Source organism: Micromonospora sp. NPDC048839 (assembly GCF_040649915.1).
In the GTDB taxonomy this organism is placed as follows: Bacteria; Actinomycetota; Actinomycetes; order Mycobacteriales; family Micromonosporaceae; genus Micromonospora.
In genome coordinates, this window is sequence record NZ_JBEZGL010000005.1 from 201,041 (window position 1) to 215,851 (window position 14,811).

The following is a 14,811-nucleotide window of genomic DNA, read 5'->3' on the forward strand; positions in this document are numbered from 1 at the left end:
AGGTCGCTGAGGTCCGGGTGTCCGGCGTCCTGGATGCCCCGAAGTCACTGATCCGGTGTTGATCCGGCCGGTCGGGCGCGGACGTGCAGCCGCTCGCCCTGCGGGCCGAAGAGGCTGAGGGCCTCGGCGACACCGGGACCGGGGTTGAGCACGAGGTGCGGGATGCGGGTGTCGAACTCGGCCACCTCGCCCGGGCTCAGGGTCAGGTCGCGGTCGCCGAGCAGCAGGCGCAGCCGGCCGGAGAGCACGTAGAGCCACTCGTACCCCTCGTGGGTCTGCGGGGTCCGCTCCCCCGCCGTCGGATCCGGCGGGAAGATCTGTTTGAACGCCCGCAGGCCACCCGGCCGGCGGGTCAGCGGCAGGAACGTGATGCCGTGGATGACGATCGGCTTGGGGCGGACCCGGGGGTCGCCGGTGGTCGGCGCGTCCACCAGCTCGTCCAACGCCACCTGGTAGGCACGGGCCAGCGGGAGCAGCAGCTCCAGGGTGGGCCGGCGACTACCGGACTCCAGCCGGGACAGGGTGCTCACGGAGATGCCGGTCAGGTCGGCGAGCTGCGTCAGGGTGGTCCCGCGCTGGTGGCGCAGGGCGCGCAGCCGTGGGCCGACGGCCGCCAGCGCGGCAGTGTCCTCGTTTGCCATAACAGCAACAATAGTTGCCACTTTTCCGGAGGCGACGGATCGTGGGCTCAGCCGACAAGGTCAGAGGGAGATACCGGTGGACGAGACATACGACGTGGTGGTGGTGGGCGGTGGCGCCGCGGGGCTCAGCGGAGCCCTGGCGCTGAGCAGGGCGCGACGGTCGGTGCTGGTGATCGACGCCGGCGAGCCGCGCAACGCGCCCGCCGGCCACGTGCACAACTACCTGGGACGGGAGGGAACACCGCCGGGCGAGCTGCTCGCGGTCGGGCGGGCCGAGGTCGCCGGGTACGGCGGACAGTTCCGCGCCGGCCGGGTGGAGGCCGCGACCCGCGACGACGACGGGTTCCGGCTCGACCTCGACGACGGGAGTGCGGTGCGGGCCCGTCGACTGCTGGTGACCACCGGGCTGACCGACGAGTTGCCCGACGTGCCCGGCGTGGCCGAGCGGTGGGGCCGCGACGTGCTGCACTGCCCGTACTGCCATGGCTGGGAGGTCCGGGACCGGCGCATCGGCGTGCTGGCGACCGGGCCGCTGGCCGTGCACCAGGCCGAGATGTGGCGACAGTGGAGTTCCAGCGTGCTGCTCCTCCTGCACGACGCTCCGGCGCCGGATGCGGAGACCGCCGAGCGGCTCGCCGCCCGGAGCATCGCGGTGGTGCCGGGTCCGGTCGCCGCGCTGGAGGTGACCGAGGACAAGCTGACCGGCGTACGGCTGGCTGACGGCCGGGTGGTGGCGCTGGACGCGGTGGTGGTCGCGACACGGCTGACTCCCCGCGCCAGCCTGCTGGTGGGGCTGGGCCTCGCGCCGGAGGAGGTGATGATGGGCGAGCACGTCATCGGCGCCCAGATCCCGGCCGATCCCACCGGCGCGACGAGCGCCCCGGGCGTCTGGGTGGCCGGCAACGTGGCCGACATCCGTGGCCAGGTGATCACGTCCGCCGCGGCCGGCCTCACCGCCGCCGCGGCGATCAACGCCGATCTCATCGCCGAGGACACCCGTGCGGCGGTGACGGCGTACCGCCAGATGGTGGCCACGGCGTTCGAGGAGCCGGCGTGGGAGGAGCGCTACCAGTCCCGGCCCTCGGTGTGGAGCGGCCGACCCAACCCGCAGCTGGTCGCCGAGGTCGCGGACCTGACGCCGGGGCGCGCGCTGGACGTGGGCAGCGGTGAGGGCGGCGACGCGGTGTGGCTGGCCGAGCGGGGCTGGCGGGTGACGGCGGTGGACATCTCCACCACCGCGTTGAGCCGGGCCGCCACGCACGCCGACACCGTCGGCGTCGGCGACCGGATCGAGTTCACCCACGCCGACCTACGCGACAAGCCACCCGCCGAGCAGGCGTACGACCTGGTTTCCGCGCAGTTCATGCACCTGCCGCCGGTGCAGCGGCAGGAGTTGTTCGCCCGACTGGCCGAGGCGGTGGCGCCGGGAGGTCTTCTGCTGATCGTCGGACACCACCCGTCGGATCTGTGGACGTCGGCGCGCCGGATGCACATGCCGGACATGATGTTCACCGCGGAGGACGTGGCCGCCACCCTGGACCCAACGGTTTGGGAGGTGCTGACCGCCGAGGCCCGCCCCCGTCCGGCCACCGACCCGGACGGCCAGCCCCTCACCCTGCACGACGCGGTCCTGCTGGCCCGCCGCCGCTAGCGCCCGAAAGCCGTCGATCGTGGAGTTGTGGTGCCGGAATGATGGTGGTCCACGACCTATGTCAGCCGCCACAACTCCACGATCGAGGCGGGAGCGGGGGACGATACGAGACGTGGTGGGGCGGGACTTCGCATGTGGTGGGCTCGGCGGTAGCGTTGCGCCACACTGACGGCCCGCGGGGCAGGCGACCGCCCACCCGCACGCCCCCGATCGTACGGAGGATGGTGCATGTCCATCGGCGCTGAGCCGCACGCAGCACGCGACGATGCGGCCTCGCGGCCGAGCTTCGAGCTCGCCCTGCGCGGCTATGACAAACGCCAGGTGGACCGGCACCTGGAGCAGCTCGACGGCCAGATCACGATGCTGAGCGGCGAGCACGGCCGCTCCGCGGTCCGGGTCCGGGAGCTGACCGCCGAGGTGCAGCGGTTGCGCACCGAACTGGCCGAGATGCGGGAGCAACCAGTGCAGGTGGACCGCGCCTCGATCCACGATCTGGGTCCGATGGTCGCCGAGATCATGACGCTCGCCGACAAGCAGGCCGCGATGATCATCGAGTCGGCCACCGACCGGGCGAACGAACTGCGCAGCGAGTCGGAGCGGATCCTCACCGACACGCGGGAGCGGGCCGCGCAGGCACGGCAGGACCTGTCCGAGGAGTTGGCGACCCGGCGTTCCGAACAGGAGCAGGCCCACGAGGAGCGGCGCACGCTGGCCGAGGCCGAGTTGACCGCGATCCGCGAGCACGCCGAGCAGTTGCGCGCCGACGGTGAGGCCGCCCACGAGCGCGCCCAGCACGAGGCGAAACGGATCACCGAGCAGAGCGCCCAGCAGCTGAACCAGACCCGGGTCGCCGCCGACGCGCTGATGAAGTCGGCCCGTACCCAGATCCAGCAGGAACTCCAGTCGGCCCGCGCCAAGAACCAGCAGGAGATGGCCCAGTGGCAGGCCAGCGTGGAGCGGGAGGTCAACGAGCGGCGGACCGCCGCCGAGCAGGACATCGCCGAGCAGCAGGCCGCCACCGAGCAGGAGCTTGCCGAGCAGCGCAGCGCGACCGAGCAGCAGATCGCCGCTCTGCTGGCCGAGGCCGAGCAGCACGTCACCGAACTGCGTAACCGGGCCGACGAGCAGGCTGCCAGTCACCAGGAGCAACTCACCGCCCTCCAGCAGGACATCGGGGAGCGCCGGCAGGAGGCCGGGGAGCTGCACGCCGAGCTGGACACCGCCCGCCAGCAACTCGCCGAGATCCAGCAGGAGGGCGAGACGCTGGAGAACGAGCTGTCGCGGATGCAGCAGCGGCTCAGCGAGGTCCGCCGGGACCTCACCGCCGAGAGCGCCCGACTGGAGGAGGCCCGTCGCGCCGGCGACTCCGCCGAGCGGCACGCCAAGGAGGTACGCGCCCGGGTGCAGCGCGAGGCGAAGCGGGTCGCCGACCTCGCCGCCGCCGCGGTCATGGCGGCGGCAGCCGGTGGTCCGGAGACCGCCGAGTATCCGATGGTCGGCACCCGGTCCCACCTCGACCGGCCCAGCACCGACCGGCCGAGCACCGACCGGCCCTTCGTCGACCGGGACGGTGGCGGGCGGGCCGAGAGCGACCAACCCGGCAACGACCAGTCCGTTACTGATCAGTCGAGGACCGACCGGTCCGATGCCGACCCGTCCGACGGTGAGCGCTCCGGTGCCGACCTGTCCGACAGTGAGCGCTCCGGTGCCGACCTGTCCGACGGTGAGCACCCCGGCGGTCGGACCACGGTGGACGAGCCGGTGGCCGCGTCTGCCGACCGGGCGGCCGGCCCCGGCGGGCACATGCAGGAGCCCGAGCGGATCTTCACCCGGCCGGACGCTCCGACGCCCGTGCCGTTCCTCGCCTTCGGACAGCCGGTCAGCGAGAACGGCGCGGCCCGGCACTGACCTCGACCACGGTCGTCCCGGGTCCGCAGCGAACTCGCACGGTCCCGGGACGATCAAGATCATCCTCGTCAACTCCTGTCGACCCAGTTACATGATCACCGCCGGTGATCTTGGATGGATCCGGCCCCTCCGGGGGCACTTTCGTACCAAGATCTACTTGTCGGCCACGTACGTGCGCTGAGTCGCACCCCGGCCGCCGGTCGACGCCCCGCCTCACGAGGGAGGTTGGGCTGACCGAGCCAGATAGCTCCGCAGCTCGGCGACCTCCGCAGCGGTGAGGACGGGGGTGAAGTCGAGGTGCTCGCTGGGGTGGATGGCGGTGCCGGAGCCGGCCACCGTGACGAACCAGGCGCCCTCGTGCCCGAACCAGTGGAATCTGGATGCGTGGCCTGATGACGATGCGGTGCATGGCGGAACATGCCACGGAGGCATGTCCGGCCAATTGGCGTAGTCCAGTCCGGCTGCGGCGTTGGGGACCAACAGATCGTCATCACGATCGGTGCACGGATCTTCCGCTGACAAGGCGCGGCGATCGTGAGCGTGCTGCCTGATCGACCGATGCGGCTGCGGGAGCAGTGCTGGCGCCAACCAAACACTGGCCCGCAGCCCGCAGTTCCGCCCCCCGGCGGACTCGATTGGCCGCCCACCTCGTCGCCCAGCTGCCGGACACGGCCTACACGCTCACCGACCTGGGCCGCGGCGCCTACCAGGCATTGCGTCCGCTCGTTCGCTGGTCCGACGTGTGGGCCTCGGCCCTGGGCGAGGACGGCGAGAACTGAACCGCGCAGCACCACCCCTGGCGCTTCGGAAACCGAATCGTTACCGTGCTTCTGAATCCGAAGCATCTGGAAGGTGGCCATGGCTCGCATCCCAGCGCTCGAACCGCCGTTCGCGCCGGACGTGGAGACACAACTCGCCACGATGATGCCGGCCGGCATGCCTCCTATCGGCCTGTTCCGGACGTTCGCCAAGAATCTGCCGATGACCATCGCGATGAGCCACTGGGGCAGGTACGAACTCGGCCGTGACCTGTCCCTGACACTCCGCGAGCGGGAGATCGTCATCCTGCGCACCTGCGCGCGCTGCGGCTGCGAATACGAGTGGGGCGTCCACGTGATGGTCTTCGCTGACCGTGCCGGACTCACGCCGGCCGAGGTCACCTCGCTCACCTGCGGATTGCCTGATGATCCTTGCTGGACGGCCGGCCGCGAAGCCATGCTCATCCGAATGACGGACGCCCTGCACGACTCGTGCGACATCGACGACGAACTGTGGCGATCCACGCAGGAATTTTTCGACGAGCGGCAACTGCTCGACGTGGCGCTGCTGTGCGGGTGGTACCACGCGATCTGCTTCGCCGCCCGCACCGCTCGCGTCGACCTTGAGCCCGGCGCTCCCCGCTTCGCCGACGTCGCGGCCGCCTAATGGCCGGCCCACCAGTGGCGGTGGTAAACGCCTGCACCCGCGATGGGCAAGGCAGCAGCCCCACCGCAGTCGTGATCGACGACGCCACTCTCACCGACGACGACCGACACGCCATCGCCTGCAGGACCGGCACCTCCCATACCGCGTTCATCGACGCCAGCACAGCGGACACGCTCACGGTGCGGTTCTTCACCAGCGCCGGGGAACTCACGAACTGCGGCCATGGCATCATCGCTGCCCAAGCCGTCCTGCTGCACCGCAGCGGTGCCGCCGAGCAACACGGGCGTCAGCGCACCGGAGGCCGCACCTTTGCCACGACCAGAGAACCACTACTTGCTTCAGCACACTGAGAACGCCCCAGCACACCAGCTACAACAGTCGCGAGCACCCGAGAGAAGCGCCGGCGTGCAGAGCTCGACGCTCCTGCTGCTCGCCGCCCAGGGCACGATCCCCGGGTTCGAAGCGGCGATCTTCGCCGACACCTCCTGGGAGCCGACAGCGGTCTACCGGCACCTGGACCGCCTGACCGGCATCGCCGAACAGGCCAAAGTCGAGGTGGTGCGCGTCAGCGGCGGTGACATCCGAGCTGATGCGCTCGACCCAAGCCACCGGTTCGCCTCCATGCCCCTGTTCTCCCTCGGCTCGAACGGTGAGCGGGGTATGGCCCGCCGACAGTGCTGAGTTAACTGCACCAGGCAACTACTTGATCATGGTGCAGTTCACCATGACTCAGGGAGCTGACGTTGATCTACGTGTGCTGCTGGTGGAAGGCCAAGGAACCGTCACACCAGCACCCCCCCGCCCCGGCCACGTCGACAACGGTGCCGACCCGTGAACCCTGACGACCGGCGTCGAGCTGGGGCGATTCTGCCCGGAACGGGGCCGCCGACCTGCTCGGAACTGGCAGGCTGGGCTGGCCGCCGCGCACCAGCGGTGGCCGCCGGTCTGCCCGGTGACCGAGAGGAGCGCCCGGTGACCGACCAACCGGAGGAGTTCGACCTGCTCGTCGTGGGCGGCGGTAAGGCCGGGAAGACGTTGAGCATGGACGTCGCCCGCTCCGGGCAGCGGGTCGCCATGGTCGAACGCGGCATGATCGGCGGCAGCTGCATCAACGTCGCGTGCATCCCGACGAAGGCCCTGGTGACCAGCGCACGGGCGGCGCGCCTGTTACGTGACGCGTCCGCGCTCGGCCTGACGGTCGACGGCGGCCGGGTCGACGTGGACCTGCTGCGCGCGCACAAGCAGGACGTGGTCGAGGGGATGGTGGCCGCCAACCGGCAGCAGTTCCTCGACTCCGGCCTGCACCTGGTGATCGGTGAGGCCCGGTTCGTCGGCCCCCGGACCGTGCGGGTGTCCCTCGCCGACGGCGGTGAACGGCTGCTGCGCGGCGACGACGTGGTCATCAACACGGGTACGCGTCCGCATCTGCCCTCGGTGCCGGGGATGGCCGAGGCCGGGGTGCTGACAAGCGACGAACTGCTGCGCCTGGATCGGCTGCCGGCCCGGCTGGTGGTGCTCGGCGGCGGCACCGTCGGGGTGGAGTTCGCGCAGATGTTCGCGTCGTTCGGCAGCGCGGTGACGCTCATCGAGGGCGGCCCGCGACTGCTCCCCCGGGAGGATCCCGACATGAGCGACGCGGTGCTGCGCGTCTTCCTCGACGACGGCATCGACGTGCGCGTCGGCATCGCTGTCGCCCGGGTCGACCGTGACGTCGACGGCAGGCTCCGGGTGACGCTCGACGACGGCAGCCTGGTGACCGGGGATGACGTGCTGGTGGCGGCCGGCCGGGAACCGGTCACCGACGGACTCGGCCTGGACGTGGCCGGCGTACGGCTCAACGAGCGGGGCTTCGTGCTCGTCGACGAGTACCTGCGCACCAGCGCCGAGCGGACCTGGGCGGCCGGCGACGTCGCCGGCAGCCCACAGTTCACCCACGTCTCGCTGGACGACTACCGGATCATCCGCGTCAACCTGGCGGGCGGAGAACGCAGCACCGCCGACCGGCTGATCCCGTACACCGTCTTCACCACCCCGGAGCTGGCCCGGGTCGGGCTCACCGAGACCGAGGCGAGCCGCGCCGGGTACGACATCCAGGTCGCCCACCTGCCGGTCGCCGCGATCCCCCGGGCACGCACCCTGCGCCAGACCCAGGGCATGTGGAAGGCGGTCATCGACACCAGCACCGACCGGATCCTCGGCGCGGCGCTGCTCGGCGCCGAGGCCGGTGAGGTGATCACCTCGGTGCAGCTGGCCATGCTCGCCGGAATGCCGTGGACCGCCCTGCGCGACGCGATCATCACCCACCCGACCATGACCGAGGGGCTCAACCTGCTCTTCGCCTCGCTCAAGTCCCGCCCGGTCCGCTGATCCCCGCGCCCTCGTCGGAGCGCTCACACAGTTCACCTACGCGTCTAGCATCCGGGCATGGCCCTGACCTACGTGACAAGCCACGGCCACGACGCGGCACGCCTCTTCGGGCCGCTCGTCGACCTCTACGAGAGTGTCTACGCCGAGCCGCCGTACGAAGAGGGCCCCGACCAGGTGTCCCGTTTCCGCGACCGCCTGCCCTCCGAGGCCGTCCGGCTCGGTTTCACCCTCGTCACCGTCGCGCAGGGCTCCTCGCTTGTCGGTGCCGCGTACGGTTGGACCATGCCGGCCGGGGACTGGTGGTCCCGCGCCGAGGGCGACCCGCCCGCCGGCATCCGGGCGGCGTCGAAGTTGGCGGTCATGGAGTGGATCGTCCACCCGCTGCACCGGGGCGAGGGAATTGGCGCGGAGCTGATGCGCCGGCTGCTCGCCGACCGGCCGGAGCGGTACGCCACCCTCGCCTCCGACCCCCGTTCCCGGGCGAGGGAGGTGTATGCGCGCAACGGGTGGCGGCAGGTCGGCACAACGAGCCTGCCGTGGGGTCCACCCATGCACCTGCTGGTCCTCGACCTGGAAACGAAGTCGGACCGCTGAGTGCCGCAAGACCCGCCTACGCGGCGGCGATCTCGTCGCGTACCCGTTGTTGGAAGGCGCGGGCCTGCGCCCCGGTGGGCGGCGGGCCGCCGTGGCGTGCGGCGACCGCCTGACGGATCACCTCGGCCTGGTGGTCGGTGGCGATCAGCCGCTGACCGGCCGCGACCTTGGCCAGCCAGACGCCGTCGCGGTGGCGCACCAGCGACCGGCAGGCGCCGAGCACGGCGTCCTCCGTGCCGGGCGCGGGCTGGTCGTCCGGCGGTGTCGGCAGGGCCAGCCACCAGGTGAGCGCGTCGACGAGCAGGCGGCCCAGGTCGGCGGGGGCGAGGTCGGCGAAGACCTGCCGCGCCGGCGGACCCAGCAGCGACAGTCCACTCTGGTGCAGGATGCTGCGGTCCAGGCCGTACCAGAAGCGGCCGTCGGCGGCCGGCCGGTCGGCGGGGTCGAGGGTGCACCGGAACGGCATGCCGGGGCCGGTGTTCAGTTCGACCTCGAAGCCCGGCTCGGGGGTGCCGGAGGCGGCCACCACACGCCGGTACGCGACCAGTTCCAGCCCGCGCGCCGGGCAGGGCAGGGTCTCGTGCCGCAGCCGGGCCACCAGCGTCCGTTTGGTGGCGTCGGTGAGCGGTCCGGCGCTGACCAACGCCACGTCCACGTCGCTGCGGCCGGCCTGGTACGCGCCGAGCCCCACCGAACCGGCCGCGTACGCGCCGACCAGGTCGGCGCCGAGCACGTCGCGGGCGGCGGCGACCAGGTCGTCGAGGTAGTGCTGAAGATCAGTGTGCACGGGTCATCATGACGCACGGGTCGGAGCCGGGCGGGACTACCCCGCGTAGAGCAGCAACAGACCGCCGACGGTGTACGCGACCATCAGCGCCAGCAGCGGGAGTTGACCGGCCACCGCCCGAGCCCGGGGGAACAGGTACAGGGCGCGGTCGTGGGCGAGCAGCGTGCCGACCAGGTGTCCCAGGATGATGACGGTGACCTGGAGGGTGGCCACCCCCGAGGGCGTGACCAGCCCGGTGTGCGGCTCCCAGTCGGCGGTGCCGAGCCAGTTGGCGTCGGTGCCCAGCGGGTCGGAGAGCAGCGCGACGGTGCGTTGGCCCTCCAGGATCAGCAGTGAGTAGTAGTGCGCCACCACGTAGCCCACCGCGATCGGCACGATCGAGTGGGCGATCTCGCCCGGTACCGCTCGGGCGTCGGCCGGGTCGGCCCGGCCGATGCGCGCCGCGGCCGCGGTGGCGAGCAGGTACGCCACCGCGACGGCGGCGATGACCAGGACCAGTCCGCCGCTGCCGGTGGCCGCCGGGTGCAGGCCGTTCTCCTGGCTGAAGCGCAGCCAGGCTGGCGCGTTGGAGAGGCTGTCGTACATGGTCGAGCCGAGCAGCACGATCACCACGGCGACCAGCCCGGGGCGGGGCCGCAGCCCGGCGATCCCGTCGAGCGGGTTGCGCCACACCAGCACGCCGTCCGCGGCACGGCCGATCGGGGCGAGCTGACCGATCAGGGAGCTGTACGCCTCGAACGGGTCTGCGTGGTCGAACCAGGCGGCGCCGAACAGCGCCGCCCCGACCAGCATGACCACCGCGTACGCGGCCAGCCAGGCGGTGATGACCGGCAGGGTGGCCCGGTCGGGTGCGACAAGCTCCAGCCAGACGAACCCGAACAGCGTGCCGGCGGCCGGCCACCGGCCCACACCGGGCGGCAGCTCACGAACCCCACGGTCCGGGTCACGGCGCAGCGCCAGCGCGGCGAGCAGGTGCACGGTCCGCAGCGGGTTGAGTGCCCGCCAGACCGGGCCGAGCAGCAGCGACAGTGGCGCCAGGCCGACCCAGAGCAGCACGTAGAGCGCGCCGGCCGTCGGGTTGTCGGCGGTGTCCGGCCCGCCCAGCAGACCCACGCAGAACCAGGCGGCGGCGAGCAGGCCGAGCCCGCGCAGCGCCCAGCGAAAGGTGGGCGCGTCGATGAGCCGGGCGAGCCGGCGCGGCACCGGGCGACCGCCGACGCCGTCCCGGTCGAGGCGGGGTTCGCGCCAGAGCAGGCCCAGCGCGAGGAACGTGACGACGAGGGTCAGGGCGGCGGCGACGACCAGCTGCGGCAGCGTGATCGGCAGGTCCTGTCGGCCGCCGACGCCGTGCGCCAGCACGGTTGCGGGGGTGGTCATGTCGGTCAGCGGACGACGAGTTGGAACAGCACCAGCTCGGTCTCGTGCGTCTCCACCTCGAACAGACCGGTCTTGTCGGCCCGGAACTCCACCGAACCGGGCTTGCCGGCCGGCAGTCGGGCGCCCAGGTCGTAGCCGTGCACGTGCAACTCGTCCGCCGCGTCCGAGGTGACCGTGATGCGGACCAGTTCGCCCTTGTCCACGGTGATCCGTCCGGTGGGCGGATTGATCCGCCCCTTCGCGATCGTCACGACGATCTCGCGGTCGGCCGCCGGTGCGCTGGGGGTGGGGCTGGCCGTCGGGCTCGGCGCGGTGGTGACGGCGCTCGGCGGGGCGGCGGACGTGGTTGGCGCGGAGGGGGTGGCCACGGACGGGTCGTCGTCATGCCCACAACCGGTGACCAGCAGGGCGGTGAGGACGCCGGCGGCGAGGGCGGCAGAGGCGCGGGTGGCGGGGGTACGGACGAACACGGGCGGACTCCGAACGACGCGAGGGGGACGGGTGTCGAGGTGAGAGTCGGGGAGGAGAACTCTACGTCTTGTTCGGCGGAGGGGAAATGACCATGATGAACGGATGCGATCGAGGTTGGTCACTGCGTGTAACGCGCTGAGCCGTGTGCTGGCGGCGGTGGCCGCGACGCTTGTGGTGTCGCTGCTGCTGCCCGCCGCACCGGCGTCCGCGCACGGCCAGTTGGCCACCTCCACCCCGCTGACCGGCACCGTCGTGCGCGAGCCCCTGACCCAGTTGGCCCTGTACTTCACCGAGAAGCCGGCCACCAACGCGCACTTCGCCATCAGCGGGCCGAACGGCTCACGGGTGGACAACGGCTGGTCCTTCGGCGAGCCCAAGCGACTGGACAAGCCGGTCACGGAGTACTTCATGGTCAACGGTGTGTTCGAACCCCGGCTCTACCACACCGGTTTCCCGGCCATGGTGACCGTCGCGCACTGGCCGGCGAAGGGTCGCTACACCGCCAGCTACCTCTCCGTCGCCTCGGACGGGGAGGCGGTACGCGGCGAGGTGACATTCGACTACCAGGGGCGTACCACGGCGACGCCGGCCGGTTGGACGGCACCGACGGCCGGTCCGGATCCGGCGCTGCTGGCGCTGGCCGAGGGCGAGGGGCGGGCGTCCGCCGCGGTGACCGGCAGCCCGGCGGGTCCTACCGGCGCTCCGCCCGCTGCCAGCGAGGAGCGCTCCGGTGGCGGGTTGCCGGCCTGGCTGGTCCCGGCCCTGATCGTCGTCGTGGTCTCCGCGATCGTGCTGGTGGCGGCACGCCGCCGACCCGCACCGCGCGGGGCCTCGGCACCGGTCCGTCGGCCCGCCAGCAAGTCCCGTACCCCAGCAGCCAAGGCCGCTCCCCCGCGCAAGACCGGTGGTCCGGTGCGGCGCGGCCGGCGGTAGACCGCCGCAACAGTCGGGCATTCTCCGCGTACCGCCGCGAACTTTCGCACGGACATCGGGAACTTTTGATGTATCGACGCGAAGCCATGGACACTCCAATCGAAACACCTTAATGTCTCGACTCACCAACCCGGTGTTTCCGCAATGTCACTCGTCGGCGTCGAGGACGTTACGGAGCCGGAGCCGACGGCCATCCTCACCGCTGCCTCGCATCGGCCGTCGGACACTCCACTGCCTCCTGGAGGAACGATGGGTCCACGCCTGCAACGCCGACTCCCCCATCCCGTCCTGGGTGCGCTCGCACTCGTCCTCACCACCGGCCTCTGGGCCGCCCCGGCCACCGCCGCCCCGGCGCAGGAGCCCGGCGTCACGCTGCGCGTCTTCGACGTGCAGGTGCCCCTCTCCGAACTGTGCACCCTCAAGCCCGCGCAGACCCCCAACGTGGACAAGCTCATGTCCACCATCAACTGGACCTCAGCGTCCGACTTCGGCTTCGAGGACAACTTCGTCTCGCAGGTGCTCGGCAACATCACCACCACCCAGGCCGGCAGCTACACGTTCCGGCTCAGCAGCGACGACGGATCCAAGCTGGCGATCGACAACACCGTCGTGATCAACCATGACGGCCTGCACGGCGCGACGCCGCCGAAGGAGGGCACCGTCACCCTGACCGCCGGCCTGCACCCGCTGCGCATCGACCACTTCGAGCGAGGCGGCGGGCAGCAGATCACCCTGGAGTGGAAGACGCCGGGGTCGTCGTCCTTCGTGGTCGTACCGAACTCGGCGTTGAGCACCGACGCCGGCGTGGTCCGGGTGACCGCGCCGGGCCGCAAGGAGTGCGAGGGCATCGCCGACACCCCCGGCGACGGCCTCCCGCTGACCGGCGTGCACCCCGGCTACACGCTCACCAATCTGCGACCCAGCGGCTTCCAGCCGAAGGTCACCGGGATGGACTGGCTGACCGACGGCCGGCTGGTCATCTCGACCTGGGGCGGCAGCGACCAGTCCGGCACCTCCCAGGACGGTGAGGTCTGGATCCTCGGCAACACCGGCGGCGCGACCACCCCGGGCGCCGTGACCACCAAGAGGATCGCCAGCGGCCTGAAGGAGCCGCAGGGGCTCAAGGTCGTCGACGGGGTGGTCTACGTCTCGGAGAAGCAACGGCTGACCCGGTTGGTCAACACCGGCGGCGACGAGGTGGCCGAGCGCCTGGAGACCGTCGCCACCTGGCCGTACGGCGGCAACTTCCACGAGTTCGCGTTCGGGCTGCTCTACCAGGACGGGTTCTTCTACCTGAACCTGTCGGTGTCGATCAACTCCGGCGGCGCCACCACCAACCCGCAGCCCGCCGTCAACCGGGGCACCACCCTCAAGGTCAACAAGGACACGGGCGCGGTCAGCTACGTCGCCGGCGGCCTGCGTACCCCGCACGGCATCGGGTGGGGTCCGGAGGGCGGCATCTTCGTCACCGACAACCAGGGCGGCTGGCTGCCCTCGTCGAAGTTGGTGCACATCAAGCAGGGGCGCTTCTTCAACCACTACACCAACCCGGCCGGCCCGTTCGACACCGCGCCCGTCACGTCCCCGGTGCTCTGGATGCCGCAGAACGAGATCGCCAACTCGCCCAGCACACCGCTGTACCTGACCAGCGGCCGATACGCCGGCCAGTTCGTCATCGGCGACGTGACGTACGGCGGCCTCCAGCGGGCCAACGTGGAGAAGGTCAACGGTGAGTACCAGGGCGCGCTGTTCCGGCTCACCCAGGGCCTGGAGGCGGGCGTCTCGGAGGTCAACGTCGGCCCGGACGGCGCGATCTACGTCGGCGGGCTCGGCGCGGGCGGCAACTGGGGTCAGACCGGCAAGCTGTCGTACGGCCTGCAGAAGCTCACCCCGACCACCGCCACCACGTTCGAGATGCTCGCCATGCGGGCCACCACGACCGGCTTCGAGGTCGAGTACACCCAGCCCGTCTCGACGGAGACCGCCGCTGGACTGGCCGCGCGTTACAAGATCAAGCAGTGGCGGTACGTGGCGACGTCGAACTACGGCGGGCCGAAGATCGACGAGGAGACGCTGACCGTCACCTCGGCCACCCTCTCGTCGGACGGCAAGAAGGTGAGCCTCACGGTGCCCGGCCGCAAGGCTGGCCGGGTGGTGCACCTGCGCTCGCCGCGCCCGTTCGCCTCCACCAGCGGCCAGTCACTGTGGAGCACCGAGGCGTGGTACACGCTCAACTCCATCCCGGGTAGTCCTCCGCCGCCGACCGGCGGCACCATCACCGGCGCCGGCGGCAAGTGCCTGGACGTCGACAACTCCGGCCTGGCCGATGGCACGAAGATCCAGCTCTACACCTGCAACGGCACCGCCGCGCAGTCGTGGACGCGGGTCGACGACACGTACCGCGTGCTCGGCAAGTGCCTGGACGTGGACAACGCCGGTACCGCGAACGGGACGAAGGTCCAGCTCTGGACCTGCAACGGCACCGGCGCGCAGGTCTGGCAGCCACAGTCCGACGGGTCGATCCGCAATCCGCAGTCGGGCAAGGTCCTGGAGGCCGCCGGCGGCAGCACGGCGAACGGCACGCAGATCCAGCTCGGCACGTACTCCGGCGGCGCGCATCAGAAGTGGGTGGTCAGCAGCGGGGTTACCGGCTGACC

14 protein-coding genes are annotated in these 14,811 nt (G+C 71.4%); 10 read left to right on the forward strand and 4 right to left on the reverse strand.

The genetic code is table 11. The features are described from left to right. Positions 1-44: 44 nt before the first annotated feature. Positions 45-641 (reverse strand): helix-turn-helix domain-containing protein, encoded by a 597-nt coding sequence (locus AB0C25_RS12150; protein WP_357372341.1) that lies wholly within the window; start codon positions 639-641, stop codon positions 45-47. Between the two features lie 76 nt (positions 642-717). Here AB0C25_RS12150 and AB0C25_RS12155 point away from each other — a divergent pair, with 76 nt between their 5' ends. The 8 genes from AB0C25_RS12155 (at position 718) to AB0C25_RS12190 (ending at position 8,586) form a co-directional block, all read left to right on the forward strand. After that, a complete protein-coding gene (locus tag AB0C25_RS12155) occupies positions 718-2,292 on the forward strand; it encodes a bifunctional NAD(P)/FAD-dependent oxidoreductase/class I SAM-dependent methyltransferase (protein WP_357372343.1) in 1,575 nt (524 codons plus the stop codon). A 228-nt stretch (positions 2,293-2,520) separates the two neighbouring features. Beyond that, positions 2,521-4,200, forward strand: a complete 1,680-nt coding sequence (locus tag AB0C25_RS12160; RefSeq protein WP_357372345.1) for a DivIVA domain-containing protein — start codon at positions 2,521-2,523, stop codon at positions 4,198-4,200. Between the two features lie 635 nt (positions 4,201-4,835). Then, positions 4,836-4,979, forward strand: coding sequence for a hypothetical protein (locus tag AB0C25_RS12165; protein ID WP_357372347.1), 144 nt, complete (start codon positions 4,836-4,838; stop codon positions 4,977-4,979). 202 nt (positions 4,980-5,181) lie between these two features. Beyond that, positions 5,182-5,625, forward strand: coding sequence for a carboxymuconolactone decarboxylase family protein (locus AB0C25_RS12170; protein WP_357372349.1), 444 nt, complete (start codon positions 5,182-5,184; stop codon positions 5,623-5,625). Then, a complete protein-coding gene (locus AB0C25_RS12175; protein ID WP_357372351.1) occupies positions 5,625-5,975 on the forward strand; it encodes a PhzF family phenazine biosynthesis protein in 351 nt (116 codons plus the stop codon). Before AB0C25_RS12170 ends, AB0C25_RS12175 begins: the two co-directional genes overlap by 1 nt. A gap of 55 nt (positions 5,976-6,030) precedes the next feature. Further along, the gene (locus AB0C25_RS12180; protein ID WP_357372353.1) at positions 6,031-6,306 is read left to right on the forward strand and encodes a hypothetical protein; all 276 of its coding nucleotides are present in this window, start codon (positions 6,031-6,033) and stop codon (positions 6,304-6,306) included. A gap of 291 nt (positions 6,307-6,597) precedes the next feature. Next, the gene (locus AB0C25_RS12185; protein ID WP_357372354.1) at positions 6,598-7,992 is read left to right on the forward strand and encodes an FAD-dependent oxidoreductase; all 1,395 of its coding nucleotides are present in this window, start codon (positions 6,598-6,600) and stop codon (positions 7,990-7,992) included. A gap of 57 nt (positions 7,993-8,049) precedes the next feature. After that, on the forward strand, positions 8,050-8,586 hold the full coding sequence (locus AB0C25_RS12190) for a GNAT family N-acetyltransferase (RefSeq protein ID WP_357372356.1): 537 nt from the start codon (positions 8,050-8,052) through the stop codon (positions 8,584-8,586). Positions 8,587-8,602: 16 nt separating this feature from the next. Here the strand turns inward: AB0C25_RS12190 and AB0C25_RS12195 are convergent, their stop codons facing one another. The 3 genes from AB0C25_RS12195 to AB0C25_RS12205 are packed head-to-tail and all read right to left on the reverse strand — an operon-like array spanning position 8,603 to position 11,220. Continuing rightward, positions 8,603-9,373, reverse strand: coding sequence for a nucleotidyltransferase domain-containing protein (locus AB0C25_RS12195; protein WP_357372357.1), 771 nt, complete (start codon positions 9,371-9,373; stop codon positions 8,603-8,605). Positions 9,374-9,409: 36 nt separating this feature from the next. Further along, entirely contained in the window at positions 9,410-10,750 is a 1,341-nt protein-coding gene (locus AB0C25_RS12200; RefSeq protein ID WP_357372359.1) for a hypothetical protein, read from the reverse strand. Between the two features lie 5 nt (positions 10,751-10,755). Then, a complete protein-coding gene (locus AB0C25_RS12205) occupies positions 10,756-11,220 on the reverse strand; it encodes a hypothetical protein (RefSeq protein ID WP_357372361.1) in 465 nt (154 codons plus the stop codon). 103 nt (positions 11,221-11,323) lie between these two features. Between AB0C25_RS12205 and AB0C25_RS12210 the strand changes: the two genes are divergently transcribed. Together AB0C25_RS12210 and AB0C25_RS12215 are read left to right on the forward strand one after the other, a co-directional pair. After that, positions 11,324-12,154: a copper resistance protein CopC gene (locus AB0C25_RS12210; protein ID WP_357372363.1), complete on the forward strand. Its 831-nt coding sequence runs from the start codon at positions 11,324-11,326 to the stop codon at positions 12,152-12,154. A gap of 249 nt (positions 12,155-12,403) precedes the next feature. Continuing rightward, positions 12,404-14,809, forward strand: coding sequence for a ricin-type beta-trefoil lectin domain protein (locus tag AB0C25_RS12215; protein WP_357372365.1), 2,406 nt, complete (start codon positions 12,404-12,406; stop codon positions 14,807-14,809). The last annotated feature ends 2 nt before the right edge of the window (positions 14,810-14,811 follow it).